This is a genomic window from Pseudomonas sp. Sample_22, assembly GCF_004307635.1.
Classification (GTDB): Bacteria; Pseudomonadota; Gammaproteobacteria; order Pseudomonadales; family Pseudomonadaceae; genus Aquipseudomonas.
Map to the genome: position 1 here is coordinate 70,088 of NZ_RCNY01000047.1, position 25,709 is coordinate 95,796.

The window sequence follows — 25,709 nt, forward strand, 5'->3', positions numbered from 1 at the left end:
ATGACAAGTTCTCAGCACGTCGCGGTCCTGACCAGCGATGAGCAAGCCCTGATTGTCGCCAGCGACCTGGCCGACGATTTCAAGCGCGATAGCGCCCTGCGTGACCGCGAGCGTCGACTGCCGCACCCGGAGCTGGAAGTGTTTTCCCGTTCCGGCCTGTGGGGCATCAGCGTGCCGAAAGAGTATGGCGGCGCTGGCGTTTCCAACTTCACCCTGGCCAAGATCATCGCGCTGATTGCGCAGGCTGACGGCTCGCTCGGGCAAATTCCGCAGAACCATTTCTATGCCCTTGAAGTGTTGCGCGTAAACGGCAACGAAGAGCAGAAAAAACGCCTGTACGCCGAAGTGCTGGCCGGACAGCGCTTCGGCAATGCGCTCGCCGAGCTCGGCACCAAAACCGCTCACGACCGCGTCACCCGCCTAACCCCTGATGTGCAGGGAGCGCGCAAGGGCTATCGCATAAACGGTCGCAAGTTCTACGCCACCGGTGCGATATACGCCCAACGCATCCCGACCTCGGTGATCGATGAAAACGGCGTGCAGCAATTGGCCTTCGTCCCAAGCAACAGCAAAGGCTTGACCGTCATCGACGACTGGAGCGGCTTCGGCCAGCGCACCACCGGTAGCGGCTCGGTGGTGTTCGAAGATGTCTTCGTCGCCGCCGAAGACGTCATCCCGTTTCAAAGCGCGTTCGAGCGCCCGACACCGGTCGGCCCGTTGGCGCAAATTCTCCATGCGGCCATCGACACCGGCATCGCCCGCGCCGCCTACGAAGATGCCCTGCACTTCGTGCGCACCAAGACCCGCCCGTGGATCGACGCCCCCCATGAAAAAGCCACCGACGACCCACTGACCCTCAAGAGCTTCGGCCACTTGAGCATTCGTTTGCACGCCACCGAAGCGCTGCTGGAGCGCGCCGGTGAGTTCCTCGACAAGGCCCAGGCCGACACCAACGCCGAAACCGTCGCCGCTGCATCGATTGCCGTCGCCGAAGTTCGGGCCATCAGCAGCGAAATTTCCCTGGCCGCCGGCAGCACCCTGTTCGAATTGGCCGGCAGCCAGGCAACCCTGATGGAACACGGTCTGGATCGCCACTGGCGCAACGCTCGGGTGCATACCCTGCACGACCCGGTTCGCTGGAAGTATCACGCGGTGGGCAATTACTACCTCAACGATGAAAACCCGCCACTGCGGGGGACCATCTGATGGCCAAGAAAAAGATCCTGCTCAATGCATTCAACATGAACTGCATCGGGCACATCAACCATGGTCTGTGGACACATCCACGGGACACCTCGACCCGGTACAAAACCATCGAATACTGGACCGAACTGGCACAGTTGCTCGAGCGCGGCTTGTTCGACGGCTTGTTCATCGCCGACATCGTCGGGGTCTACGACGTCTACCAGAATTCGGTGGACGTTCCACTCAAGGAGTCGATCCAGCTGCCGGTCAATGACCCGCTGCTGCTGGTCTCGGCCATGGCTGCCGTGACCAAAAACCTCGGCTTCGGCCTCACCGCCAACCTCACCTACGAGCCGCCGTATCTGTTCGCCCGACGCATGTCCACGCTGGATCATCTGAGCCGTGGCCGGGTGGGCTGGAACATCGTCACCGGTTACCTCGACAGCGCCGCCAAAGCCATGGGCCTGAGCGAACAGGTCGAGCACGACCGCCGTTACGACCAGGCCGACGAGTACCTGGAGGTGCTCTACAAACTCTGGGAAGGCAGCTGGGAAAACGCTGCGGTGCTCAACGATCCACGGCAACGCATCTATGCGCAACCGGACAAAGTGCACAAGGTCGAGCACAACGGCGAGTTCTATCAGGTCGAGGGATATCACCTGTGCGAACCCTCGCCACAACGCACGCCGGTGTTGTTCCAGGCCGGCAGTTCCGATCGTGGCCTGGTGTTCGCCGGCCGGCACGCCGAGTGCGTGTTCATCAGCGGCCAGACCAAGGCGTCGACCAAGGTCCAAGTGGACAAAGTCCGCGCCAGCGCTGTCGACGCCGGGCGCAATCGCGAAGACATCAAGGTGTTCATGGGCCTGAATGTGATCGTCGGCGAAACCGAAGAACTGGCCTTGGCCAAGCACGCCGAATACCTGAGCTACGCCAGTGCCGAGGCCGGGGTGGCGCATTTCTCGGCCTCTACCGGGATCGATTTTTCCGAGTACGCCATTGACGAACCGATCCAGTACGTCAAAAGCAACGCGATCCAGTCAGCGACCAAAAACCTGCAGAACAATGACTGGACCCGACGCAAATTGCTGGAGCAACACGCTCTCGGCGGGCGCTACATCACCGTGGTCGGCTCGCCGCAGCAAGTGGCGGATGAGCTGGAATCGTGGATCGCCGAAACCGGCCTCGACGGCTTCAACCTGACGCGGATCGTCACGCCGGAAAGCTATGTGGACTTCATCGAACTGGTGATTCCCGAGTTGCAACGACGTGGCTCGTACAAGACCGCTTATGACGATGGCAGCCTGCGGGAAAAGCTGTTTCGCGAAGGGGCGCATTTGCCTGAGCAACATATCGGCTCTCACTACCGACACTAACCCGATCGTTCCCACGCTCCGCGTGGGAATGCAGCCAGTGACGCTCCGCGTCACAACCGCAGGGACGCGGAGCGTCCCGAGAGGCATTCCCACGCAGAGCGTGGGAACGATCGCACTGACTGGAAAAAACATCATGACCAAGAAGCTCTTCTCTCAGCCAGTCAAAGCACTGGCCCTGGCCCTCGGCCTGTTCAGCTCTGCGGTTTTCGCCGCCGACGCTCCATTGAAAATCGGCACCACTGCCGCCTTCGCCATTCCTCTGGAAGCGGCGGTCGAAGAAGCCGGGAAGCAAGGCCTGAAAGTCGAGCTGGTGGAGTTCACCGACTGGATTGCACCCAACGTCAGCCTCGCTGCCGGCGACATCGACGTGAACTACTTCCAGCACATCCCGTTCCTGGAAAACGCCAAGGCTGCCTCCGGTTTTGACCTGGTGCCGTTCGCGCCGGGAATCATCAACAACGTCGGCCTCTACTCGAAAAAATACAAAAGCTTCGACGAGCTGCCGCAAGGCGCCAGCGTCGCCATCGCCAACGATCCGATCAACAGCGGTCGTGGTTTACAGTTGCTGGCCAAGGCTGGCCTGATCACCCTCAAACCCGGTGTCGGCTACAAGGCCACCGAAGAAGACATCATCGCCAACCCGAAGCAAATCAAGATTCTCCAGGTTGAAGCCGTGCAACTGGTGCGTGCCTACGACGACGCCGATCTGGTCCAGGGTTACCCGGCCTACATTCGATTGTCGAAGACCTTCGATGCCGGTTCTGCCCTGCTGTTCGACGGCCTCGATCACAAGGAATACGTGATTCAATTCGTGATCCAGCCGAAGAGCAAAACCGACCCGCGCCTGATCAAGTTCGTCGACATCTATCAGCATTCGCCAGCCGTTCGCGCCGCTCTGGATAAAGCCCATGGCAAGCTCTATCAAGCCGGTTGGGAGAGTTGAGCATGACGGCTGCCACGCAACGGCGACTGGAAACTCCAGCGCCTCACAAAGCACAACACACCGAGTTGCACCCAGCGCTCAATAGCGCTCACGTGCGCTTCATCGGCCTGGGTAAAACCTACGACGGCAAACAAGGTCCGGTGGCCGCGCTGCACGGCATCGACCTGGCGATCCAGCACGGTGAAGTGTTCGGCATTATCGGTCGCAGCGGCGCCGGCAAGTCGTCGCTGATCCGCACCATCAATCGCCTTGAGCAACCGAGCTCGGGCCGGGTGCTGATCGATCAGATCGACATCGGCGAGTTCGATGAGGACCGCCTCGTGGCGCTGCGCCGGCGCATCGGCATGATCTTCCAGCACTTCAATCTGATGTCGGCCAAGACGGTTTGGCAGAACGTCGAACTGCCCCTGAAAGTCGCCGGTGTCGCCAAGGAAAAACGCGAGCAAAAGGTCCGCGAGCTGCTGGAATTGGTGGGCCTGCAAAGCAAGCACAGAGCATACCCGGCGCAGTTGTCCGGCGGTCAGAAACAGCGTGTCGGTATCGCCCGCGCGCTGGTGCACGACCCGGCGATTCTGCTGTGTGACGAGGCCACTTCGGCACTGGACCCGGAGACCACGCAGTCGATCCTCGGCCTGTTGCGCGAGATCAATCAACGCCTGGGGCTGACCATCATTTTGATCACCCATGAAATGGCGGTGATCCGCGAGATCTGCGATCGCGTCGTCGTCCTCGAACATGGCCGGATCGTTGAACAAGGCCCGGTGTGGGAAGTGTTCGGCAATCCGCAGCATGAAGTCAGCAAGACCTTGCTCGCGCCGTTGCAACATGCCCTGCCGCCGGAGCTGCAAAGCCGTTTGCAGCCTCAACCGCGGTCTGCCGAAGACGCTGTGGTACTGCGCCTGCAATTTACCGGAGCGGCCCAGGCTGAACCGGACCTGGCCGCGCTGTTCGCCGCTCTCGGTGGACGCGTGCGTCTGTTGCAGGGTGGCGTGGAACGGATTCAGGGACACGCGCTTGGGCAACTGCTGCTGGCAGTGACCGGATCATCCCTTGCTGCCGAAGTACTGCAACAACGCGCCGGCCGTTGGGCGCAACAGGTGGAGGTATTGGGTTATGTGGTTTGATCGCTTGCTGCAAGGCTTCATCGACACGTTTCTGATGGTCGGTGTGTCATCGCTGATCGCCCTGCTGGCGGGTATTCCGCTGGCGGTGATCCTGGTCACCAGCTCCAAGGGCGGCATCTACGAAGCCCCGGCGCTTAATCGCGCATTGGGCGCGTTCGTGAACTTGTTCCGTTCGATCCCGTTCCTGATTTTGATGGTCGCGCTGATCCCCTTCACCCGCCTGATCGTCGGCACCACCTACGGCGTCTGGGCGGCGGTGGTGCCGCTGACCATCGCCGCGACACCGTTCTTTGCGCGTATTGCCGAGGTCAGTCTGCGTGAAGTCGACCATGGCTTGATCGAAGCGGCGCAAGCCATGGGTTGCCGGCGCGAGCACATCGTCTGGCACGTGCTGTTGCCGGAAGCGCTACCGGGGATTGTCGGTGGATTCACCATCACCCTGGTGACCATGATCAATTCGTCGGCCATGGCCGGGGCGATCGGTGCGGGCGGCCTGGGTGACATCGCCTACCGGTATGGCTACCAGCGCTTTGACAGCCAGATCATGTTGACGGTGATTGTGTTGCTGGTGGCGTTGGTGGCGGTGATTCAGTTGGGCGGGGATCGGTTGGCGCGGGGGCTCAACAAGCGCTGAGTAGGCTGGGGGATGGAGGTGCTTTTGTGGCGAGGGAGCTTGCTCCCGCTCGATTGCGCAGCAATCGCAAAAACTGACACCCGCATGTTTCTGATACACCTCTTTGAATGGTCTGGGGGGCTTCTTCGCAGCCCAGCGGGAGCAAGCTCCCTCGCCACAAAGCGTGTTTGTCCTGCATAACAGCTTCCTGGCCATGAGGGATTATTGGACGCAGAAGGGAAGTTTTCCCACAGAGAAATCGGCAATTCCGAAGTCCCGATTCCTTTCCTTTGCAGGTCATTTCCTAGATCATTTCGCTCGCTTGCGCCTGGCAAATTCGCTGGCTAGTCTCGGTTCGTCACTGCTCATCAGTGAACGGGTTTAGTCGCCCGGTTCCTCTAGGCGTACAGCGTCACCTCTTTCAGGTGTTTTTTATTGCCTGAATTTTATGGTGGCTGTGCGCAGGGCACCTTCGGGTGCGCCGGTATTCCTAGAGGCCGGTCGACTAACCTGCGTGCAGCCGCCACCCCTGTTCGTTTAGTCGCGATATCGGTTACCCATGTAGGCGCTGCCGTAGGCTGCGACCATTTGAAGCGCGAAAGCGCTTATAGTCGGCACAACTCCTTTACCTGCGCAGCCGACCATGAAACAAACCCCCGACGACCTCAAGCAGATCACCGCCACCACTCTGGGCCATTACAACTCGGTCGCTGAGAACTTTCGTGAGGGGACACGCGATCACGATGTCAGCCAGAACATCGATGCGCTGTTACGGCACATTCAAGGCACGGCGCCATTCGACATTCTCGATTTTGGCTGCGGTCCCGGTCGTGATTTGCAGACGTTTACGCGCATGGGCCATCGGGCCGTCGGACTGGACGGTTCGGAAAGGTTCGCGCAAATGGCCCGTGACGACAGTGGCTGCGAAGTCTGGCAACAGGACTTCCTGAAGCTCGACTTGCCGGCCGAGCGTTTCGACGGGATTTTTGCCAACGCGGTGTTGTTTCATGTTCCGCGACAGGAACTGCCGCGGGTGTTGAAACAGTTGTGGGGAACGTTGAAACCGGGAGGGGTGTTGTTCAGTTCCAATCCTCGTGGCGAAAATCAGGAAGGCTGGAACGGGCCACGGTATGGGGCGTATCACGATCTTGCGGCCTGGCAACAGCTGCTGACCGAGGCGGGCTTTGTCGAGCTGGAGCATTACTACCGGCCGGCGGGGCTGCCGCGCGAGCAGCAGCCCTGGCTGGCGAGTGTCTGGCGGCGCGTCGACTGATCGTTCCCACGCTCTGCGTGGGAATGCAGCCAGTGACGCTCTGCGTCATGCCGCAGAGCGTGGGAACGATCACTGCGCGGCGTCTTTCTTCGGCTCGCGAATCTTGTACCAGGCCACATACAGTGCCGGCAAAAACAGCAGCGTCAGCAAGGTCGCGACGATGATCCCGCCGATCATTGCGTAGGCCATCGGTCCCCAGAACACTTCCCGGGCAATCGGGATCATGCCCAGGCTCGCCGCCGCGGCGGTGAGCAAAATCGGGCGCCGCCGGTGTTCGGTAGCTTCCACCACGGCATCCCATGGTGAAGAACCGTCGGCGATGAACGTGTCGATCTGGGTTACCAGGATCACCGAGTTGCGGATGATGATGCCGATCAGCGCCAGGATGCCGAGTATCGCCACAAAGCCCATTGGCGTTCCGGTCGGCACCAGCGCCAACACCACGCCGATCAAGCCCAGCGGCGCGACGCTGGCTACCAGGAACATCTTCTGCACGCTGTGCAGCTGAATCATCAGAAAGGTGGCCATCAGGAATATCATCAACGGCACGACTTTGTTGATCGGCCCCTGGGCCTTGGCACTCTCCTCCACCGTACCGCCCGTGGCGACCTTGTACCCCGCAGGCAATGCGGCGGCGTACTTGTCGATGTCCGGTTTGAGCAGCTTCACCAGATCGGTTGGCTGAATATCACCGATCACTGCGGTCTTGATGGTGATTGTCGGTTTGCGGTCGCGACGCCACACAAGCGGTTGCTCCAGTTCGTAACGCACCGAGGCAAACGCGAGCAGGGGAATCGAGGTGCCGCCCGGCGTGAGAATTTGCAGGTTCTGCAGGGTTTCCGGCGAGCCCCGTTCTGCATCCACGGCGCGGCCGACCACATTGATCAGGTAGATATCGTCGTCGACCTGCGTCACCGTCGAGCCAGTGACGATGCTGTTCATCAGGTTCGCCACGTCTTCGGAAGACAAGCCGAGCTGGCGAGCCTTGTCCTGGGCGATATCGATGCGCAGCACCTTGCCAGGCTCGTTCCAGTCGAAAATGATTTCGCCGATGTGCGGGTTCTTGTCCAGCTGGCTGGCCAGATCGATGGCGTGCTTGCGCACCTGGTCGATGTCCGGGCCGCTGACGCGGTACTGGATCGGCCGCCCCACAGGCGGGCCTAACTCCAGCGCCTGGACGAAACTGCCGATACCCACGAAATCATTGCGCAGACGTTCACGCAGCCGATCGCTGAGGGCGGCGCGCGTCTCGAAGTCTTTGGCGACGATCACCAGTTGCGCGTAATAAGGGTTCTGCAGTTGCTGGTCGAGGGGCAGATAAAAACGAATTGCACCCTGGCCGACGTAACTACTCCAGCGCACGATATCCGGGTCACCCTTGAGCGTCGCCTCGAGCTTGTCCACGGCCTTGCGGGTTTCATCGATCGAGGCGTTTTGTGGCAGGTTAAGATCCACGAGGATTTCCGGGCGATCCGAGGCCGGAAAGAATTGGTTCTGTACAAACTGCATACCCACAACCGACAGCGCGAACAGCAGCACCGTGATGCCGATCGCCCACCACCGGTTGCGCATGCACCACAACAGACCGCCGTTGAATGCCCGCCCCAGTCGACCGGGCTCCGCCGCGTGCGGCTTCACATTGGCACTGAGGATGTGCACGCCGATGACCGGCGCAAACAGCACCGCGACCACCCACGAAACCATCATCGCGACGGCAATCACCGCGAACAGGGTAAAGGTGTATTCGCCGGCCGAGCTGCCATTCAAACCAATGGGGACGAAACCGGCGACGGTCACCAGCGTGCCGGTGAGCATCGGGAACGCGGTCGAGGTGTAGGCAAAAGTCGCAGCCTGTTCCTTGGACTCGCCCAGCTCCAGACGCGAGACCATCATCTCGACCGTGATCATTGCGTCATCCACCAGCAAGCCCAGCGCGATGATCAACGCACCGAGTGAAATCCGCTGCATGGTGATTCCGCTGTACTCCATGAACACGAACACCATGGCCAATACCAGCGGGATCGAGCAAGCCACCACCAAGCCAGCACGCAAGCCGAGGCTGATGAAGCTGACCACCAACACGATCACTACGGCTTCAAACAACGCACTGGTGAAGCCGCCAACTGCGGCTTCTACCACAACAGACTGATCGGACACATTGTGCACACCGACACCCACCGGCAGGTTGGCAGTGAGCTCATTTATGCGCTGGTGCAGGGCCTTGCCGAATTCCTGGATGTTGCCCCCGGTCTGCATGGCTATGGCCAGACCGATAGCCTGTTGGCCATTGAAGCGGAATTCCGGCGTCGAGGGGTCGACGTAGCCTCGGCGGATATCGGCTATATCGGCCAGACGATAAAAGCGATCATTGAGTCGCAGATTGACGTTGGCCAGATCCTTCTCGGAAATGAACTGCCCTGACGTGCGTACGGAAATCCGCTCGGGTCCCGCCTCGATCACCCCGGCCGGGGTCACGGCGTTTTGCGTTTGCAGACTTTGCACAACCTGTTGCTCATCGATACCCAGCGCCGCCAGTTTGCGGGTCGAGAAGTTCAGGTACAGGACTTCGTCCTGCTGGCCAATCATCTCGATTTTGCCCAAGCCCGGTACGCCGCGGATATCGGCACGGGCCTGTTCGACGTAGTCGCGCAATTGGCGCAATGTCAGACCGTCGGCGGTAAAGGCATAGATCGAACCGAACACGTCGCCGAATTCATCGTTGAACGACGGTCCCTGAATGCCTTGTGGAAACGAATAACGGATGTCGCCGATCTTCTTGCGCACCTGGTACCAGATTTCCGGAATGTCCTTGGCCTTGGTCGTGTCGCGCAAGTAAACGTAGACCGTGGACTCACCGGGTCGGGTATAGCTTTTCACGTAGTCGAGCGAGTCGAGTTCTTCAAGTTTTTTCTCGATGCGGTCAGTGACCTGCTTGAGGGTTTCCTCCTGGGTCGCACCTGGCCAGCGGGTCTGGATAACCATGGTCTTGATCGTGAAGGAAGGGTCTTCCTCGCGCCCCAGGTTCAGGTACGAAAACACGCCCATCAGCAATGCGACGAACATCAGATACCAGACAAACGACTGATGTTTGAGCGCCCATTCGGATAAGTTGAAACTCCCTTTCATTGTGGGCTGCCCTCATCTACTTTCACTTTTTGCCCCGGTTTGAGGCTGTTGACTCCCGCACTGACAATCCGCTCGCCGGACTTCACGCCGCTGGCGACTACGACGGTGCTGTCCGTGCGGCTGATGATGCTGACATCCCTGGGAGAAACGGTTTGCGCCTGGGCATCGATTACCCAGATGCGCGACTTGCCTTCGACTTCCTGCAACGCGCTCAGAGGCAATTCGATCTGCGGCTTGATCGCCGAAATCAATGTCACGCTGATCGCCGTGCCCAGGCGAAATCCGCTGGGTGTTTCGGAAAGGGTCAGGCGCGCGCGTCGGGTACGGGTTGCACTTTGTGCCTGGGGCTCGATTTCCCGCACGATAGCCGTGGTGTTGATCTCCGGGCTCAATTGCGAAGCAACCTGGAACACCACGTCTTCGGGTAACTGATCGACCAGGGTGTCCGGCAGATCGATCACCGCCTCCTTGATATCCGGTCGCGCCAGCGTAACCACTTGCTGGCCGGCGGTGACAACTTGTCCGGCTTCGGCCATCCACGCGGTGACGACCGCTTTGTGATCGGCACGCAATTCAACGTAGTTGAGTTGATCCTTGGCCTGGCTGACCGCTGCCTGAGCCTGGTCCAGCGAGGCCTGGGTGGTCTTCAGGTCAGTCAGTGCAGCGTCGAGTTGCGCCTGGGAGCCCACGCCTTGATCGAACAGGCTCTGCTGTCGCCGGGCGGTGGCCTGGGCGTTGATCAGATTCGCCCGGATGCTCGCCAGGTCGCCCTCTGCCGAGCGCAATTGGTTCTGCTGATCCGTAGGGTCCAGCGAGGCAAGCAACGCCCCCTTGTCGACCTCCGCGCCGACATCGACGCTACGGCTCGCGATGCGTCCCGGTACACGGAAACCGACATTGCTCTCATAGCGGGCCTGGATGCTCCCCGCGAATCGGCCAAGGTTTTGTTCACCCAGTGCCTCGACCTTGATCGACAACACCGGTCGCACCGGCTCCGCTGGCGCTTCTTTTTCCGAACAGGCCACCAGCATCACACTGGTCAGAACCAGTAACAGATGCTTCATGGTTGACTCTCCGCGGCCAATTCCTTGTAGGTGTCTTCAGCGATTTCCACCGTCACGCCGGGATGCAGCAACTGGCCACCGGCAACGACGACTTTTTCGCCTCCTTTGAGGCCCTCGCTGATGATGACTTTACCGGTCAGATAGCGGCCGACGGTGACGGTATGCAACTGCGCCTTGCCGTCGCCGTCCACCAGCCATACCGCGGGCTCGCTGATTTTTTTGGTCAGCGCCGACCACGGCAACTCCACCGCGGACTTGCCCCGGGTATTGGCTGTGGCACTCACCACCGAACCCAGTTGCATGCCGGGCGGCAAGCTGTCGAGGGTGACTTTGACTTGCACAGTGCCAGTCTGCTCCGAGACCGCCGGGGTAATCTCGCGGACTGTACCGGTGGTTTTGATCGCCGGATTGTCGAGCAGGCTGACCACAACACCCTTGTCTGATGGTGGTTCGGCCAGCAGCGATTCATAGACGTTGAACACCGCATCGCGCGCACCGTCCTGGGCCAGGCTGAAGATCGGCACGGTGGCCTGAACCACCTGGCCGACCTCTGCCTGGCGCGCAGTGATCACGCCTGGCGCATCCGACATCAACGCGGTGTAACTCAGTTGTTCACGGGCATTGGCCAACTGCGCCTGGGCCGCCGCGAGTGAGCTTTGGCTACTGCGCAATGCCGCCTGCGCAGAGTCGTACTCGCTTTGGCTGGTATAACCCTTGGGCAACAGTTTTTGCTGGCGCACGAAAGACGCGGCGTTCTGTTTGACCTTGGCCTGCTCGGCCACCACTTGAGCCTGTGCCGAGTCGAGACTGGTTTGCAGGTCCTTCGGGTCGAGCCGGGCAAGGACCTGCCTGGCCGCGATCCGGTCACCCACATCGACCATACGCTGGATGATCTTTCCACTCACGCGAAAAGACAGCTCGGTCTGCACCCGAGCCTGCACATCGCCGGTCAAGGTGATGTTGGCAGCGTAATCGGTGAGTTTGACTTCCTGAACGAAAACCCGTGGCCGAGCCTTCTCGAGCGGTTTCTCTTTGTCGCAGGCACTGAGCAATACCAGGAGGCTCAGGCCAAGCGCTAATCTCAATCCGGGACCAGCCATGCAGACTCCTTTGCGTTTAACGGGCGCGATTCGTTTGTCAGCTTAGAACAGGGATTAACCTTCGCCTACGCAAATTCAGCTTTTCCTCTTGTACGAGCTGCCGCGGGCTGCGATCTTTTGACCCTGATCAACTCAAAGGCAAGAGATCGTAGCTGCGGCAGCGCCTGCAGGGTCGGCCAATAGGGACATTTTCCATGCTCAACACCCTCGCGGTGGCCAATTACCGCTCGATCAACAAACTGGTGATCCCACTGGGTCGCTTGAACCTGATCACCGGGCCAAACGGCAGCGGCAAATCGAACCTCTACCGCGCGCTGCGTTTGCTGGCGGAAACCGCTCAGGGTGGCGTGGTCAATGCGCTGGCCCGTGAGGGTGGGCTGGGCTCGACCTTCTGGGCGGGACCGCAAACCATCTCCCGGCGTATGCGAAATGGTGAGGTGCCGGTCGAGGCCGGCGTGAGACAGGGCGCCAAACGCCTGCGTCTGGGGTTCACCAGTGAGGACTTCGGTTACTCGATCAGTCTCGGCCTTCCTGAATCCAACGGCCACTTCATGCTTCCAGGGCACGACACGCCCATCCCTTCACGGTTCAGCCTCGATCCGCAGATCAAGCGCGAATGCATCTGGAACGGGGCGTTCTATCGTCCGGCAAGTCTGTTGGTGGATCGCGACGGCCCGATGATCCGCAGTCGGGCCGATCGTCAATGGGATGTACTGGCACAGCACACCCCGAATTTCGACAGTCTTTTTGATCAGGTCGGCAGCTTGCGCACCTCGCCGGAAGTTCTGGAACTGCGCGAACTCATCCGCCGCTGGCGCTTCTACGATCACTTTCGCAGTGACGTCGACGCACCAGTGCGCCAACCGCAATTGGGCACCCGTACGCCGGTTCTACACCACGACGGCCGCGACCTGGCGGCGGCGTTGCAGACCATTATCGAAATCGGCGACCCCGAGGCATTGCGCGACGCGATCAGCGATGCATTTCCCGGTGCACGATTGCACATCGAACCGCTCGCCGGTGGCCGCTTCGCCATCGAGTTTTATCAGGAAGGATTGTTGCGCCCGCTGTCCGCCGCCGAACTATCGGACGGCACGCTGCGCTATCTGCTGCTGGTGGCGGCGCTGCTGACGCCACGCCCGCCGACGCTGATGGTGTTGAACGAACCGGAAACCAGCCTGCATCCGGATCTGTTGCCGGCATTGGCGCGGTTGATCATCCGCGCCTCCGAGCAGTGTCAGGTGTGGGTGGTGTCCCATGCCCGACGACTGATCTCTGCATTGCAGCAGGACCCGGAATGCAACTGCATCGTGCTGGAGAAAACCCTTGGCCAGACCGGGATTGTCGGGCAGCGGATGTTGGACGAACCGGCGTGGTATTGGCCGGATTGAATGACAGGTGTCGAGTTGTTCTAAAAGGATCGGCGGATTTTCATGGCACGCCCGGGATTCTCGACTTGACTGTCGAAACCCATGTTCAAGTTGACATCGGTTCGATGTCTGACCGTTGGAACCTGAAAACTTTCAAAGCCAATCGGCCCGGGCGAAGGAAGCGGAGCTGAAGGAATCGGCGAGCCTGGCGCTGCGGGCGGACTTACCTGCGGGTTTCTGAAGGGACCTGATTTTACTCCTCTGTAGGCAACCTTCACTGCTTCAGCCCGGTTTATCCTGTAAGCACGAAAGTTGAAGGACACCGCAGTTGCTGTAGCGGCAAACGATAAAGCGCTGAAGGCGGCCATGATCGCAAGCAGGGGATCCAGGGCTGAATTATCCGGATCCGCGGCAGCGATACTGGACCTCACGAACCCCGTCCCGGCACCGACGAATCCTGTCACAGCCCCCGTCATACCTGCGTACTTGGCGTGTTTCGAGACGGTTCCAGAGGCCGTGCTGCTAGCGACTTTTGCATTCCTGATAGAGAGCCTTGCCGAGTAAATTCCGACAGCGCCCGACACCAGACCCAGCGCAGACATTGCGACGAACATCCACGATTGCCAGTTTGGCTCGCCCGCATGCCCCGTCGGATCACTGAAATTCACCGGATCCCCCAGGCAATACGCATACGGATTCAGCCCGCCCCGCCCAAACGGACTCAGACTGTCCGGGCTGTTGAAGCGCATCAGCACCGGATTGAATGCACGATGACCATTGCCCAGCAAATAGTGGCCGGTGACCGGGTCACCCCTTTCGCCATTGAAACCCAGAAGACTGCCGAGACCGCTTTCGACCCGGCGATGGCCGTAGGGCGAATAGACCTGCCGTAGAGGTGGATGGGTGAGTTGCTGAATGGATCGTTGGTGGTCAGTCGCCAGCAATCGACTCGCAACGTTATCATGATCGCGACGTTGCTCCGCCAGCAGTTGCGATTCTGTTTGAAACACACTCTGGCTGGTGCAGCCTTGCAATTCCGTCACCAAATGTTGGTGACGATAAAATCGCTGCATTTTTTCTTGCCCCAATGGCTCCAGCCCGATCAGCAGATCCAGTGCGTCGTAACCATAGCGGCACAAATATGTGGTCATCGTCAGCACCTCCGTTCAATGATCGTAGCTTGAAACGGCCGGAGGATTCGGAACAACTGGCAAAAGTGCTAGTAATTGAGGAAAAGTGTTTGGCCTGTTTGCCGAGGCGGCGTAAGACGGCTATTTTCCTTTACGCCGTAGGAAGGATCTATTTTTCGATTTGCCCCTCCAAGGACGGACCGTTATTGGCCAGACTCCCTGGCCGAACACTCACAAGGAAGAGAACATGGCAGATGCAAAAGTGCTTAAACCCATGAATCCGCAGGACATCGTAAAGTTACTGGTCGCGTTGCGCAGGGCGTTGCTGGCCAGCACTGCTTGATTTTCAAACACAAAAAAACGCCGACGCTAGCGCTAGCCGTCGGCGTTGGAAACCTTGAAGGGTTTACCTCGCGAATCAGAACGCCGGCAGTACCGCGCCGCTGTACTTCTTCTCGATGAATGCTTTCACTTCCGGGCTGGTCAGGGCTTTGGCCAGTTTCTGGATAGCGGCACTGTCCTTGTTGTCCTCACGGGCCACCAGGAAGTTCACGTAAGGCGAATCAGCACCTTCGATCACCAGGGCGTCCTTGGTCGGGTTCAACTTGGCTTCCAGCGCGTAGTTGGTGTTGATCATGTCCAGATCAACTTCCTTCAGAACACGTGGCAACAGGGCCGATTCAAGTTCCTTGAACTTGAAGTTGTGCGGGTTCTTGGCGATATCTTTCGGGGTCGCCAGGGCGTTTTTCGGATCCTTGAGTTCGATCAGACCGGCTTTCTGCAGCAGGATCAACGCACGACCGCTGTTGCTGCCTTCGTTCGGGATAGCGATGGTCGCGCCGTCAGGCAGCTCGGCCAGGGTTTTGTATTTGCTCGAGTAGCCACCGAACGGTTCAACGTGCACACCTTGCACGGTGACCAGGTACTTGGCTTTGTCATCCTTGTATTTGCCGGCGTTGAAGCTGTCCAGATAAGGCTTGGTCTGGAAGTAGTTGGCATCCAGGCGCTTTTCGCCAACTTGCACGTTCGGCTGTACGTAGTCGGTGAAGACTTTGATTTCCAGGTCCACGCCTTCTTTGGCGAGGGTTGGCTTGATCAGCTCAAGGATTTCGGCGTGTGGCACCGGGGTCGCGGCAACCACCAGTTTCTCGCCAGCCTGGGCCAGGCCCGCGGTCAGGGCAGCCGCCAGTGCGGTGAACAACAGAACCTTTTTCATGCAGTGTCCTTATCGAATATCACAGTCGCTTGTGGCGACGGCTATCAGTACGTGTGCCAGTGAAGTGCTATCGCTGGCGTGAAGCGGACAATACCGGGATTTTTTATTCCCGAACAATAACCTTTATTCAGCTTCATATTCCATTTTGTTCATACAGCTCTAGCCCGCGCATTCCCTTGGTTGCGAGACTGCTCGCGAGGGTCGCCAAACGATAACGCAGGGCTCCTGAGACTCTGCGGCGTTCTCGGGTTACAGGAGGCCAGCCTGCTTAAGTATTTGTTTCAGGGCGGCTTTTTCAGACGCGGAGCCCTTGTCGAGTATCTGCTGGAGTTGCCGTTCAATCTGCGCCAGCCCTTCATCCGGCAAATTCAAATGCTCCGGCAAAATCTCGTCGCCGGTACTCACCAACAACGCAAAGTGAATGACATTTTCCAGTTCGCGGGTGTTGCCCGGCCAACTGTGTCGCTCCAGCACGTGTTGCGCGGTTTCGCTGATCAGCGGCACCGGCAGATCGAGGCGTTGGCTGTAGATACCCAGGAAGTATTCGGCCAACGAAAGAATGTCGCCGACCCGCTCGCGCAAGGCTGGCAGTTCGAGTTGCCCCTCGCTGAGGTAGTGATAGAGCCGCTCATGGAATTTCCCGGCGGCAACCGCCTGGGCCAGATCGATGCTGGTGGCCGCTACCAGACGCACATCTACTGGGCTCGGCTGCTGGGCACCAACGCGTGTCACTTCGTGGTTTTCCAGCGCGGCGAGCAGTTTGATCTGGATCGGCAGCGGCAAGTCGCCGATCTCGTCCAGGTACAGCGTGCCGCCGTTGGCCGAACCAAACCATCCCGCGCGACTGCTCGCCGAACCGCTGTAGCTGCCTGCGGCATAGCCAAACAATTCAGCGTCGGCGTAGGTCGGGCTGATCGCGCCGCAATTGACCGACACAAACAATCCGCCACGATCGCTGGCGCGATGGATGTGCCGCGCCAACAATTCTTTACCGCTCCCCGTTTCGCCACGGATCAGCACCGAAATCGAGCGCGGCGCCAGTTGTTCCAGCTCCTGGCGCAATTGCCGGGAGCGCGGATCGACGAACACCAACGCCTTGGCGCGAATGCTCAGGGGACTTTTTTCAGCATCGGGAAAGGTCAGCAGCGGCTGACCGAAGGTTTCAAAGCTCATGGCAGACTCCCGCCCAAAACCGCCGGGAGACGGGGGCGTTAACTAAGGAAAGTGTTCAAGCGCGGCGCAGGGCGTGTTGTTCCATGCGGTTTTGCAGGCGATAGAGATAGGCAAACCCCTGCTCCCAACGCTGATGTCCGGACTTGACGTTGATGTGGCCGGCACCTGCGAGGATGCCCGCTTCGGCTCCCCAGTTGCGCGCCAGCTCCAACGCTCGCGATGCACTGACGGCACTGTCGTTATCGGAACTGACGACCTGGCTGGGAAATGGCAGCAGGTCAGTCGGAATCGGTGCGAAATTACGCAGGGCCGGCGCACAGGCCGGACGCTCGACGTCTGCCGGTGCGACCAGCAAGGCGCCGCGCACCTGCCGCAAGAACTGCACGGGCGCCGTCGCAGCCCAATGGGCGACGGTGATGCATCCCAGGCTGTGGGCAATCAGAATGACCGGAGTGCTGTCGGCCGCGATCGCCTCAGCCAAGGCCGCTACCCAGTCTTCGCGGCGCGGTGTCAACCAGTCGGCCTGTTCGACCCGTGCGCTGTTCGGCAAACTTTTCTGCCAATGGCTTTGCCAATGATCTTCTGGCGATCCTTGCCAGCCCGGCACAATCAGGTAGCGAATCGATTCGTTGCGCATGGGGAACTCTCCTGCTGCGTGTCTGTTCCCGATCGAGTATAGGGAGGAGAGTTATATTCGTTAAGGAATAAGAAGCTATTTATTAAGGCCTGATTGGAATATAAAAACAATTGGTGGGTTGGTGTTTCTTGCGGAATAAAAAAGGGGCCGCACCCTGCCAAGGAGACGGCCCCCGGAAACTCAAATTCTGTCAGTGCTGATCAGCAACACCGGAAGCCGATGATTGGCTAAAACGGTTATCCAATAAAGGAATATTTGATTACTTTGTTAGCACTTTATGACATAAGACGATCCATCGCCGGGCCTCCTTCCTGCGTCATAACCTAACGTCCCTTTGGGTCAGATTTATGACGAACGAACAGATTTGAGTTTCCGGTGTAGTGCTCACACCTGAGCGGTTCGCACTTGCTGTGGTTCTGTAGTTTCCTTGCGCACAAACCGGTTCGCCCGGCCGAAGGTGCCGAGATCGTTGAACCGCACCCCCATCTCGCGCATTACTTTGTGACCCACCGGCACTGTCAGCTGGCGGATGTAGAACGGCTCCTTCACCACAAAATGATGAATCCCGTGGCTGCTGCCGAAATTGAAGCAGAATGCCTGCAACGGCCATAACCACCATGCATTCAGCACTTGGGTTTGCTGCATGACGTTGCCCGGTTCCACGTCGCCGTAGTAGTGCATGTTCGAGCTGATGAAGTGCAGGCAAAACGTGCGCAGTACATTCGGGCCGATGATCACGACTGCCGCGATGTCGATCACCTGCATGACCGACAACGTCGTCGCCGACCAATCGATCGGCGCGCCTATCAGTTGCGCAATGCCATTGGCCGCATGAAAACCGAGAAACACATACCACGCCCCCCAATGCACCAGCGCCAGCGGTGCATAGACCTTCAAGGTGCGCTTGATGATGCTGAACTTGTGTGCCCATGTCCTGGCTCGCAACATGCGGATAAACGCCGACATGATGTTGTCGCCAATCATCAAGAACCGGGCGAAACCCCATGGCTCGCCGTTGGTGATCGCGCGCTCTTCCATGTCGTTTTCAGAGCCGGAAAACTTGTGGTGATTGAGGTGCAGGTGACGGCGAATCCATGGGTTGATGGTGCTCGGGCGGGCCAGCCACACCAGCCCCATCATCAGGTTGTGCGGCACCTTCTGTTTACGGAAGTACATGCTGTGAATCAGATCGTGTTCCAGCTCATGGGTCAGCGAAGCAAAAAACGCGTTAAGCAACAGGCACGCCCACCAGGCCATGTGTCCGCTGATGTAGAGCGTTGCCGAACCGATCATGCCGGCCAATGCGAACGCCAGAATGCTCGCACCGATAGCGTCCTGATGCTTAAGAACCGGGTAGCGCTCCCGCAGCTCGACACCCTTGGCCAGCACCACTTCGCGAATTTGTGCCGATCGTTGAGCTGCATTCAGTCGTTGGGGGCTTGCAGAAGTACGGTCCATGCTTCCATCCTCTGGTTATTGATGTTCGCATCCTGCCTGCCGCGCCCGTTTGCAGCGGTAGCCGTGAACGCCAACCTGTTGACCGGAAGCGCCAATCAGCATGACTGAACCGACCTCACTCGCCAGCTGGACCCGCGCCTTGCGCAAGCAACTCGATGCACTGGGCGTCGACAGCACCAGCCTGTGCCGGCAAGCGGGACTCGATCCGCAGTTGATGGAGGACCCGAACGCGCGTTATCCGTTGTCCGGAACCACGCGTCTGTGGGAGTTGGCGGTACAGGCCAGCGGTGACCCGGCGCTTGGCTTACGCGTATCGCGCTTTGTCAGCCCGACCACCTTTCACGCCCTGGGCTATGCGCTGGTGGCCAGCGGCAGCCTGCGCGAAGTATTCGAGCGCATCGTGCGTTATCACCAGGTGGTCAGCGATGCTCTGGAACTGGAGCTGATCCGCGACGAGGATCGCTACCGCTTCCATCTGAAAATTCCCTGCGGCAACCCGGCCCCGGCCTTCGAAGCCATCGATGCGTTCATGGCGATTTACGTGCGCACCTGTCGCAATCGCCTGGGCCGGGATTACGCACCACTGGCGACCTACCTGCGGCGCCCGGAACCGGCAGACGCGCACCCATGGCATAAAGCCTTTCGCTCACCCGTGTACTTCGGCGCCGAGGAAGATCGGCTGGAATTCGCCCTTGTCGACTTCGACAGCCACCTGGATGACGCCAACCCGGAGCTGGCCGAGCACAACGAAACCGTGCTCAAACGCACCCTCGCGCAACTCAAGCCGCTGACATGGGAGCGCAAGGTCCGCGACGCCATTGAAGAACAACTGCCCGAAGGCGAACCCAGTGCCGAACACATCGCCAAGGCCCTGCACCTGAGCCTGCGCAGCCTGCAAAGGCACCTGGCGGACGAAGGCTGTCGCTTCGATACGCTGCTCAACGAAAGCCGCGAGAACCTCGCCCTGCTGCACCTGCGCGACCCGCAGGTTTCGCTGAGCGAGATCAGTTATCTGCTCGGATTCGCCGACACCAGCAGCTTCAGCCGCGCGTTCAAACGCTGGACCGGGATGACACCGGGACAGTTTCGGGATGGGTTGCGCTGATTAGTTTTTTACCAGACTACGCGCAATGCCTGCTTGCCACTGCTCCAGCATTTGCGCGCCTATCCGGGCAAAGGAACCGTTTGCCTTGATATGCTGGACCATCTCGTCCATCGCTACTTCCATACCATGGCCGACTTGTTGCAGTAACTCGTTGCAGCGCCCTTCGGTCAAGTTGCAGGCAGACCGACCAAAGCGCATCAGCATTTTGTACTTTGGCCACGCCTTCGATCCCCCCAACAGTAACGCCATGCTGTCGGCCTTGATGTAGACCGACGTAGTGATGATGTCGTAGGTAGGGGCCAGACTGATTTGCGCATCGGCTGCGCAATCCTCATAGAGAACGCCAAAGTTTTTCAGGTGCGCGTCGCCGTTCTTCAAACCCGATGAAAGTGCGACGATTTTGAAAAACGACTCAAGCGCCTGATTGAGCATTGAAGGAGAAACGAACGCTTTGATCTGTCTGGCAATACCTTCATATGAGCCGTCGTATTTGGCTTTTGAAGGCCAGGCGTTAAGCACGCAAAAATCCTCGAAACCCAAATAACCTTTGTCGTTCAGGTCGAAGCGTTCAACGATCAGGAATCTACCTTGATCACTCAGTTCAAACTTCGGCACCTCAAGCCCCGAGTGCAATGCAGCCCGCATGCAGAAATATTCGTTTGCAGCGAGTTGCGGGTATTGTTCCGGGTGAAAGGTTTTAACCAGATGTGTCGCCCCCCGATGGGACAGTCGATCGATGGTTGACCCGCTATCACGAATCAGAACTTTCGGCTGCACACCGGAAACGCCCGAGTACTGGCCATACGTGTGCAAGAGGTCGTCGAACAATCCTTGCGCACCATCATGCACAAGAAGGTCCGCCAAGCTGGTTTCAGGTGGCTGGTCGAGCCCGTCCTGCGCCGGTGAAATGCTCACTCTGCCGAGTTGGTGCGGGCCGACGATAGCAAGCATCGAAAAGTCGTCAAAGCCTCGGACAGCCTTGCTGAAACGACGAGTCAACTCATCGCGCAAAGTCCCCTCCGGCAAGTTCATCTCGAAAACCGGAGGAACACCTGGCTCCCACGCGTAGCTCTCCAGGCGTACCGGCATGATCAAAGAAACGGCATCTTGCTCTGATGCGTTTTCGGCGTAGGCAAAAACGCTGTCAGCGGACGATTGGCCTCGACCAAGAATTCCGACGGCATTGCTGGAAACACTGATCGCCAGCCGATCCCTTTGCTGCAGCTCAACCATGGAAGTTCACCTTTTTCAGGCTATCCAGTGTCGGCCGCTTCGATTGCCGCGGTACGGCGGTAAGTTCATAACCAAATCCGTTGAGGATTGCCTCGACCTTGCGCAGGCCAATTTCGGAGAGGGTGTTGTTTTCGATTCCAGAGATAGTCGCACGGCTCATTCCGTACTGCTGTGCCAGTGCCTGTTGGGAGAGTTTTCTTTCTTTGCGTAAGGTTCGGATCAGCTCACCCAGATTTTCCATAGTGCTACCTTGCCTCGTATACAGTGCAAAATTGAAATTTGTCACACTTTGCATTGTATTTAATGCATCTCCGAATTAAAGTCCAGCCGCTTTTTTACCCACACGAGGCATCAAACCATCGCCAATGCCCGCAATCGCACGGCATCGAGGATTTCAATTTCGCCGTAGCTCAACCCGATAATCCCCTGCCCCTGCAAATCCTTGAGGATCTGATTGGTGGTCTGGCGCGACAGCGACAACATCGACGCCAGTTGTTCCTGCGGCAATTGCAGGACGCGGCGCGGTGGGTCGTTTTCGCCGTAGCCTGTGGCAATCATCAACAAGCGGTGGGCCAGTCGAGTGGGGGCCGGCATCAGGCTCAGTTGTTCGAGATTGATAAAGGTCAGGCGCAGTTTCTGGCTCATCAATAACGCCAACTGGCGCCAATGCATCGGCTGTTCTTCGAGCAACGCCAGCAAAACCGATTGCGGGATATGCGCCAGGGTGCAATGCCCCAGGCCGAACGCATCGTGGGTGCGCGGCTGGCCATCGAACAGGCCGATTTCACCGAACCAGTGCGGTGCCTCCACCACGCTCAACAACGCCTCTTTACCTTGCTCATTCACCGCACCGATGCGCATCGCACCTTCAAGCACCGCATACAGCCCACAGGGCGGATCGCCGCGCTTGAACAGGCGCTGCCCCGGAGACAGGCGCCGCAACCTGGCCGCTGCCAACAGACTATCCTGTAGGGAAACAGGCAGATGACTGAACCACTGACCGCGCAGCAGGCGTTGACGCCAGACCTGCATATCCATGAAAACTCCTAGAGATTGTCGCCTGGCTGACAGAGCGAAGAACGGCCCCGGGGCATGATCGATCACCCTACAGGAGGAATAACAATGAAAAAAAGCCTGGTTGACCATCTCAGTCAATACGCCGCGTACCACCGTGATCCGCGCAACATCGCCACTCACTTTATCGGCATTCCGCTGATCGTGGTGGCGGTGGCCGTGTTGCTGTCGCGTCCGCAGTGGGCCGGGGGCTGGTTATCACCGGCAATGCTGGTGGCGTTGGCGTCGGCGTGGTTTTACCTGCGCCTGGAGCTGCGCCTCGGAATACTGATGACCGTGTTGCTGGGGCTGTGCGTCTGGGCGGGTCAAGTACTGGCGCAGCAAAGCACCCTGGTCTGGTTGAGCAGCGGCATGGCGATGTTCGTGATCGGTTGGGCGATCCAGTTCGTCGGGCATCACTACGAGGGGCGCAAGCCGGCCTTTGTCGATGACGTGACGGGATTGATCGTCGGGCCGTTGTTTGTGGTGGCTGAACTGGCGTTCTTGCTGGGGATGCGGCATGAGCTCAAGGAGCAGATCGAGGCGCGGGCGGGTGGTGTGCGTTTGCGTCAGAAAGGCGCTGCGGCGTAGATCGCCTTCGCGGGCAAGCCTCGCTCCTACTGATCGTTCCCACGCTCTGCGTGGGAATGCATACCGTGACGCTCTGCGTCACTGGACGCGGAGCGTCCCATGAGGCATTCCCACGCAGAGCGTGGGAACGATCAGCTGGAGGGATTAAATGTTGGCGACTTTCTGCCAGACTTTCGGCTTGAAGAACAACGTCTCGCCCTTGGCCAAGCCGATCAGACTGTCGTGATCCTTCACCACTTCGGCTTCGATCAGATCGCTCTGCCCTTCAACCTTCAAAGTCACCCGCGTCGTCGCGCCCAACGGACGAATATCACGCACTTCGGCTGCATGGTGATCGTCCAGTTCATGCCGCGACAACGACACCTCGTGCGGGCGGAACAGCACGTGATTGTCCTCGCCCAGATGCAGGCGGTTGGAGTCTCCAAGGAAGTGATAAACGAAATCGCTGGCCGGGTTTTCATAGACGTCGCCCGGTGAGCCGATCTGTTCGATCACGCCCTTGTTCATCACCACGATGCGGTCGGCGACTTCCATCGCTTCTTCCTGGTCGTGGGTCACGAAAACGGACGTCAGGTTGATGTCTTCGTGCAGGCGCGCCAGCCAGCGGCGCAACTCTTTACGGACCTTGGCGTCGAGGGCACCGAAGGGTTCGTCGAGCAGCAGCACTTTGGGCTCCACCGCCAAGGCACGGGCCAGCGCAATCCGCTGACGCTGACCACCGGAGAGTTGTTCCGGGTAGCGATCCGACAACCAGTCCAGTTGCACCATGTTCAGCAGTTCGTGGACTTTCGCCGCGATCTGGCTTTCGTTCGGGCGCTGGTTCTTCGGCTTCATGCGCAGGCCGAACGCGACGTTATCGAACACCGTCATGTGGCGGAACAGGGCGTAGTGCTGGAACACGAAACCGACGTTGCGATCACGCACGTCATGGCCGGACACGTCTTCTCCGTGGAACACGATGCTGCCGTTGTCCGGGGTTTCCAGGCCGGCAATGATCCGCAACAGCGTGGTCTTGCCACAGCCCGATGGGCCGAGCAACGCGACGAGCTCGCCGCTCTGAATGTCCAGGCTGATGTTGTCCAGCGCTTTGAACGCATTGAAATTCTTGCTGACGTTACGCACTTCGATCGACATGAATTATTCCTCCGCGGCGCTGGCGCGCAGGCGGTTGATACGGTTTTCGCTCCACTGCTTGAGCAGCAGGATGAAGAGCGCCAGGATCAGCAACAGGCTCGCCACGGCGAACGCGGCCACGTGGTTGTATTCGTTGTAGAGGATCTCGACGTGCAGCGGCAAGGTGTTGGTTACCCCGCGAATGTGCCCGGACACCACCGACACCGCACCGAACTCACCCATGGCCCGCGCAGTACACAACACCACGCCATAGATCAGGCCCCATTTGATGTTGGGCACGGTGACGTGCCAGAACATCTGCCAGCCATTGGCCCCGAGCAAACGCGCGGCTTCTTCTTCCTGCGTGCCCTGCTCTTGCATCAGCGGGATCAACTCACGGGCCACGAACGGCACGGTGACGAAAATCGTCGCCAGCACAATGCCCGGCAAGGCGAACACGATCTGGATGTCGTGATCCTGCAGCCACGGGCCGAACAGGCCCTGGGCGCCGAACATCAGCACATAGACCAGACCGGCGATCACCGGCGATACCGAGAACGGCAGGTCGATCAGCGTCACCAGCATGCTCTTGCCACGGAACGTGTATTTGCTCACGCACCACGCGGCGCTGACGCCGAACACCAGGTTCAACGGCACCGAAATCAGTACGGCGATCACCGTGAGTTTCAGGGCGGACAACGCATCCGGCTCGAAGATGGCGGTGAAAAACGCACCGATACCGAGCTTCAAACCCTGGGACACCACGATGAACAGCGGCAGCAACAGGAACAGGGCAAAGATCAGCCAGCCGAGGCCGATCAGGATGCGCCGCGAAGTCGCACTGCCACGGCGGGCAGCGTTGGCCGAAGAGGCGGCCGCGATAGACGATTGGGACATGTTCGCGCCTCCTTATGGGGTTTCGATGCGCCGCTGCAACAGGTTGATCAGCAGCAGCAGAATGAAAGAAACCACCAGCATCAGTACACCAATGGAGGTAGCGCCGGTGTAATCGTACTGGTCGAGCTTGACCATGATCAGCAGCGGCAGGATTTCGGTTTTCATCGGCATGTTACCGGCGATGAAAATCACCGAACCGTACTCGCCAACCCCGCGGGCAAAGGCCAGGGCAAAGCCGGTCAACCAGGCCGGCAGCAGTGCCGGCACGAGGATATGACGGAACACCTGCCACGGCTTCGCACCCAGGCACGCCGCCGCTTCTTCGACTTCACGGGGGATATCGGCCAATACTGGCTGTACGGTACGTACTACGAATGGAAGTGTCACAAAAGTCAGGGCAAGGGTGATGCCCAGAGGGGTGTAAGCGATCTTGAAACCCAGGTCCGTGGCGAACTGACCGACCAGCCCGGTGGGGGCGTAAAGCGCAGTCAGCGCGATGCCCGCCACCGCGGTGGGCAACGCGAACGGCAGGTCGATCATCGCGTCGATGACTTTGCGCCCCGGGAAGGTATAGCGCACCAGCACCCACGCCAGCAGCGTGCCGATGATGCCGTTGATGATCGCGGCATACAGTGCGGTGCCGAAGCTCAGCTTCAACGCCGCCAGCACTCGTGGTGCCGAGATGATTGCCCAGAACTGATCCCAGGTGAGTTGAGCGGCGTGCACGAACATCGCCGCCAGTGGTATGAGCACAATCAGACTGAGGTACACCAAGGTGTACCCCAGCGTCAGCCCGAAGCCGGGTATGACGGGGGAGATACGACGCGACATAAAAGTCCTTGGTTGTGTGGCGAGGGAGCTTGCTCGCGCTGGACTGCGCAGCGGTCCCTGCTTCTGATGAGCGCTTCGCACTCAAGCGGGAGCAAGCTCCC

The 25,709-nt window shown here is 59.2% G+C and carries 23 protein-coding genes; 9 read left to right on the forward strand and 14 right to left on the reverse strand.

The genetic code is table 11. The annotated features are described in order from the left end of the window. From D8U73_RS11455 to D8U73_RS11485, 6 genes are all read left to right on the forward strand, one after another. On the forward strand, window positions 1-1,206 hold the full coding sequence (locus D8U73_RS11455; protein ID WP_130904504.1) for an SfnB family sulfur acquisition oxidoreductase: 1,206 nt from the start codon (window positions 1-3) through the stop codon (window positions 1,204-1,206). Next, complete coding sequence (locus tag D8U73_RS11460) at window positions 1,206-2,558, forward strand: LLM class flavin-dependent oxidoreductase (protein WP_130904505.1); 1,353 nt, start codon at window positions 1,206-1,208, stop codon at window positions 2,556-2,558. Before D8U73_RS11455 ends, D8U73_RS11460 begins: the two co-directional genes overlap by 1 nt. Before the next feature lie 133 nt (window positions 2,559-2,691). Beyond that, window positions 2,692-3,501: a MetQ/NlpA family ABC transporter substrate-binding protein gene (locus D8U73_RS11465; RefSeq protein ID WP_130904506.1), complete on the forward strand. Its 810-nt coding sequence runs from the start codon at window positions 2,692-2,694 to the stop codon at window positions 3,499-3,501. 2 nt (window positions 3,502-3,503) lie between these two features. Next, on the forward strand, window positions 3,504-4,625 hold the full coding sequence (locus D8U73_RS11470) for an ATP-binding cassette domain-containing protein (RefSeq protein ID WP_130904507.1): 1,122 nt from the start codon (window positions 3,504-3,506) through the stop codon (window positions 4,623-4,625). Further along, window positions 4,615-5,259: a methionine ABC transporter permease gene (locus D8U73_RS11475; RefSeq protein WP_020795820.1), complete on the forward strand. Its 645-nt coding sequence runs from the start codon at window positions 4,615-4,617 to the stop codon at window positions 5,257-5,259. The genes D8U73_RS11470 and D8U73_RS11475 overlap by 11 nt, the downstream gene beginning before the upstream one ends. Before the next feature lie 622 nt (window positions 5,260-5,881). Continuing rightward, window positions 5,882-6,511, forward strand: a complete 630-nt coding sequence (locus D8U73_RS11485) for a class I SAM-dependent methyltransferase (RefSeq protein ID WP_056852082.1) — start codon at window positions 5,882-5,884, stop codon at window positions 6,509-6,511. Between the two features lie 69 nt (window positions 6,512-6,580). Here D8U73_RS11485 and D8U73_RS11490 read toward each other — a convergent pair whose 3' ends face one another. From D8U73_RS11490 to D8U73_RS11500, 3 genes are read right to left on the reverse strand one after another with little or no spacing between them, the layout of a single operon-like run. Continuing rightward, window positions 6,581-9,637: an efflux RND transporter permease subunit gene (locus tag D8U73_RS11490; RefSeq protein ID WP_130904509.1), complete on the reverse strand. Its 3,057-nt coding sequence runs from the start codon at window positions 9,635-9,637 to the stop codon at window positions 6,581-6,583. Beyond that, window positions 9,634-10,701, reverse strand: a complete 1,068-nt coding sequence (locus tag D8U73_RS11495; RefSeq protein WP_130904510.1) for an efflux RND transporter periplasmic adaptor subunit — start codon at window positions 10,699-10,701, stop codon at window positions 9,634-9,636. The genes D8U73_RS11490 and D8U73_RS11495 overlap by 4 nt, the downstream gene beginning before the upstream one ends. Then, complete coding sequence (locus tag D8U73_RS11500) at window positions 10,698-11,801, reverse strand: efflux RND transporter periplasmic adaptor subunit (protein WP_130904511.1); 1,104 nt, start codon at window positions 11,799-11,801, stop codon at window positions 10,698-10,700. Before D8U73_RS11500 ends, D8U73_RS11495 begins: the two co-directional genes overlap by 4 nt. A gap of 194 nt (window positions 11,802-11,995) precedes the next feature. On the opposite strand from D8U73_RS11500, the gene D8U73_RS11505 reads away from it, so the two are divergent. Beyond that, window positions 11,996-13,192: an AAA family ATPase gene (locus D8U73_RS11505; protein WP_130904512.1), complete on the forward strand. Its 1,197-nt coding sequence runs from the start codon at window positions 11,996-11,998 to the stop codon at window positions 13,190-13,192. Window positions 13,193-13,212: 20 nt separating this feature from the next. Here the strand turns inward: D8U73_RS11505 and D8U73_RS11510 are convergent, their stop codons facing one another. The 5 genes from D8U73_RS11510 to D8U73_RS11530 all read right to left on the reverse strand — a co-directional run bounded on the left by D8U73_RS11510 (window position 13,213) and on the right by D8U73_RS11530 (window position 18,785). Next, window positions 13,213-14,322, reverse strand: a complete 1,110-nt coding sequence (locus D8U73_RS11510; RefSeq protein WP_130904513.1) for an RHS repeat-associated core domain-containing protein — start codon at window positions 14,320-14,322, stop codon at window positions 13,213-13,215. A 397-nt stretch (window positions 14,323-14,719) separates the two neighbouring features. Beyond that, complete coding sequence (locus D8U73_RS11515) at window positions 14,720-15,517, reverse strand: MetQ/NlpA family ABC transporter substrate-binding protein (protein WP_056852077.1); 798 nt, start codon at window positions 15,515-15,517, stop codon at window positions 14,720-14,722. 249 nt (window positions 15,518-15,766) lie between these two features. After that, window positions 15,767-16,690 (reverse strand): sigma 54-interacting transcriptional regulator, encoded by a 924-nt coding sequence (locus D8U73_RS11520; protein WP_056852076.1) that lies wholly within the window; start codon window positions 16,688-16,690, stop codon window positions 15,767-15,769. Between the two features lie 55 nt (window positions 16,691-16,745). Continuing rightward, window positions 16,746-17,327 carry an alpha/beta hydrolase gene (locus tag D8U73_RS11525; protein ID WP_130904514.1) on the reverse strand — a complete coding sequence of 194 codons (582 nt, stop codon included), beginning with the start codon at window positions 17,325-17,327 and terminating at the stop codon, window positions 16,746-16,748. 384 nt (window positions 17,328-17,711) lie between these two features. After that, window positions 17,712-18,785 (reverse strand): fatty acid desaturase, encoded by a 1,074-nt coding sequence (locus D8U73_RS11530; protein WP_130904515.1) that lies wholly within the window; start codon window positions 18,783-18,785, stop codon window positions 17,712-17,714. 100 nt (window positions 18,786-18,885) lie between these two features. Between D8U73_RS11530 and D8U73_RS11535 the strand changes: the two genes are divergently transcribed. Beyond that, complete coding sequence (locus tag D8U73_RS11535) at window positions 18,886-19,890, forward strand: AraC family transcriptional regulator (protein ID WP_056852073.1); 1,005 nt, start codon at window positions 18,886-18,888, stop codon at window positions 19,888-19,890. On the opposite strand, the gene D8U73_RS11540 is transcribed toward D8U73_RS11535, so the two are convergent. The 3 genes from D8U73_RS11540 to D8U73_RS11550 form a co-directional block, all read right to left on the reverse strand. After that, window positions 19,891-21,123, reverse strand: a complete 1,233-nt coding sequence (locus D8U73_RS11540) for a type II toxin-antitoxin system HipA family toxin (protein WP_056852072.1) — start codon at window positions 21,121-21,123, stop codon at window positions 19,891-19,893. Continuing rightward, window positions 21,116-21,364, reverse strand: a complete 249-nt coding sequence (locus D8U73_RS11545) for a helix-turn-helix transcriptional regulator (RefSeq protein ID WP_056852071.1) — start codon at window positions 21,362-21,364, stop codon at window positions 21,116-21,118. The genes D8U73_RS11540 and D8U73_RS11545 overlap by 8 nt, the downstream gene beginning before the upstream one ends. 110 nt (window positions 21,365-21,474) lie before the next feature. Next, complete coding sequence (locus tag D8U73_RS11550) at window positions 21,475-22,161, reverse strand: Crp/Fnr family transcriptional regulator (protein ID WP_056852070.1); 687 nt, start codon at window positions 22,159-22,161, stop codon at window positions 21,475-21,477. Between the two features lie 84 nt (window positions 22,162-22,245). Between D8U73_RS11550 and D8U73_RS11555 the strand changes: the two genes are divergently transcribed. Further along, entirely contained in the window at window positions 22,246-22,767 is a 522-nt protein-coding gene (locus D8U73_RS11555; RefSeq protein WP_056852069.1) for an Mpo1-like protein, read from the forward strand. Between the two features lie 144 nt (window positions 22,768-22,911). On the opposite strand, the gene D8U73_RS11560 is transcribed toward D8U73_RS11555, so the two are convergent. Genes D8U73_RS11560 through cysT form a run of 3 tightly spaced genes read right to left on the reverse strand, consistent with a single transcriptional unit; the run spans window position 22,912 to window position 25,608 of the window. Further along, the gene (locus D8U73_RS11560) at window positions 22,912-23,901 is read right to left on the reverse strand and encodes a sulfate ABC transporter ATP-binding protein (protein ID WP_056852068.1); all 990 of its coding nucleotides are present in this window, start codon (window positions 23,899-23,901) and stop codon (window positions 22,912-22,914) included. A gap of 3 nt (window positions 23,902-23,904) precedes the next feature. Beyond that, window positions 23,905-24,777: a sulfate ABC transporter permease subunit CysW gene (cysW, locus tag D8U73_RS11565; RefSeq protein WP_056852067.1), complete on the reverse strand. Its 873-nt coding sequence runs from the start codon at window positions 24,775-24,777 to the stop codon at window positions 23,905-23,907. A 12-nt stretch (window positions 24,778-24,789) separates the two neighbouring features. Continuing rightward, window positions 24,790-25,608 carry a sulfate ABC transporter permease subunit CysT gene (gene cysT, locus D8U73_RS11570; protein ID WP_056852066.1) on the reverse strand — a complete coding sequence of 273 codons (819 nt, stop codon included), beginning with the start codon at window positions 25,606-25,608 and terminating at the stop codon, window positions 24,790-24,792. Window positions 25,609-25,709 lie beyond the last annotated feature (101 nt).

Bases quoted from the DNA above. Each gene is read 5' to 3' on its own strand.
- D8U73_RS11455 (WP_130904504.1), top strand. From the start codon at position 1: ATGACAAGTTCTCAGCACGTCGCGGTCCTGACCAGCGATGAGCAAGCC.
- D8U73_RS11460 (WP_130904505.1), top strand. From the start codon at position 1,206: ATGGCCAAGAAAAAGATCCTGCTCAATGCATTCAACATGAACTGCATC.
- D8U73_RS11465 (WP_130904506.1), top strand. From the start codon at position 2,692: ATGACCAAGAAGCTCTTCTCTCAGCCAGTCAAAGCACTGGCCCTGGCC.
- D8U73_RS11470 (WP_130904507.1), top strand. From the start codon at position 3,504: ATGACGGCTGCCACGCAACGGCGACTGGAAACTCCAGCGCCTCACAAA.
- D8U73_RS11475 (WP_020795820.1), top strand. From the start codon at position 4,615: ATGTGGTTTGATCGCTTGCTGCAAGGCTTCATCGACACGTTTCTGATG.
- D8U73_RS11485 (WP_056852082.1), top strand. From the start codon at position 5,882: ATGAAACAAACCCCCGACGACCTCAAGCAGATCACCGCCACCACTCTG.
- D8U73_RS11490 (WP_130904509.1), bottom strand. From the start codon at position 9,637: ATGAAAGGGAGTTTCAACTTATCCGAATGGGCGCTCAAACATCAGTCG.
- D8U73_RS11495 (WP_130904510.1), bottom strand. From the start codon at position 10,701: ATGAAGCATCTGTTACTGGTTCTGACCAGTGTGATGCTGGTGGCCTGT.
- D8U73_RS11500 (WP_130904511.1), bottom strand. From the start codon at position 11,801: ATGGCTGGTCCCGGATTGAGATTAGCGCTTGGCCTGAGCCTCCTGGTA.
- D8U73_RS11505 (WP_130904512.1), top strand. From the start codon at position 11,996: ATGCTCAACACCCTCGCGGTGGCCAATTACCGCTCGATCAACAAACTG.
- D8U73_RS11510 (WP_130904513.1), bottom strand. From the start codon at position 14,322: ATGACCACATATTTGTGCCGCTATGGTTACGACGCACTGGATCTGCTG.
- D8U73_RS11515 (WP_056852077.1), bottom strand. From the start codon at position 15,517: ATGAAAAAGGTTCTGTTGTTCACCGCACTGGCGGCTGCCCTGACCGCG.
- D8U73_RS11520 (WP_056852076.1), bottom strand. From the start codon at position 16,690: ATGAGCTTTGAAACCTTCGGTCAGCCGCTGCTGACCTTTCCCGATGCT.
- D8U73_RS11525 (WP_130904514.1), bottom strand. From the start codon at position 17,327: ATGCGCAACGAATCGATTCGCTACCTGATTGTGCCGGGCTGGCAAGGA.
- D8U73_RS11530 (WP_130904515.1), bottom strand. From the start codon at position 18,785: ATGGACCGTACTTCTGCAAGCCCCCAACGACTGAATGCAGCTCAACGA.
- D8U73_RS11535 (WP_056852073.1), top strand. From the start codon at position 18,886: ATGACTGAACCGACCTCACTCGCCAGCTGGACCCGCGCCTTGCGCAAG.
- D8U73_RS11540 (WP_056852072.1), bottom strand. From the start codon at position 21,123: ATGGTTGAGCTGCAGCAAAGGGATCGGCTGGCGATCAGTGTTTCCAGC.
- D8U73_RS11545 (WP_056852071.1), bottom strand. From the start codon at position 21,364: ATGGAAAATCTGGGTGAGCTGATCCGAACCTTACGCAAAGAAAGAAAA.
- D8U73_RS11550 (WP_056852070.1), bottom strand. From the start codon at position 22,161: ATGGATATGCAGGTCTGGCGTCAACGCCTGCTGCGCGGTCAGTGGTTC.
- D8U73_RS11555 (WP_056852069.1), top strand. From the start codon at position 22,246: ATGAAAAAAAGCCTGGTTGACCATCTCAGTCAATACGCCGCGTACCAC.
- D8U73_RS11560 (WP_056852068.1), bottom strand. From the start codon at position 23,901: ATGTCGATCGAAGTGCGTAACGTCAGCAAGAATTTCAATGCGTTCAAA.
- cysW (WP_056852067.1), bottom strand. From the start codon at position 24,777: ATGTCCCAATCGTCTATCGCGGCCGCCTCTTCGGCCAACGCTGCCCGC.
- cysT (WP_056852066.1), bottom strand. From the start codon at position 25,608: ATGTCGCGTCGTATCTCCCCCGTCATACCCGGCTTCGGGCTGACGCTG.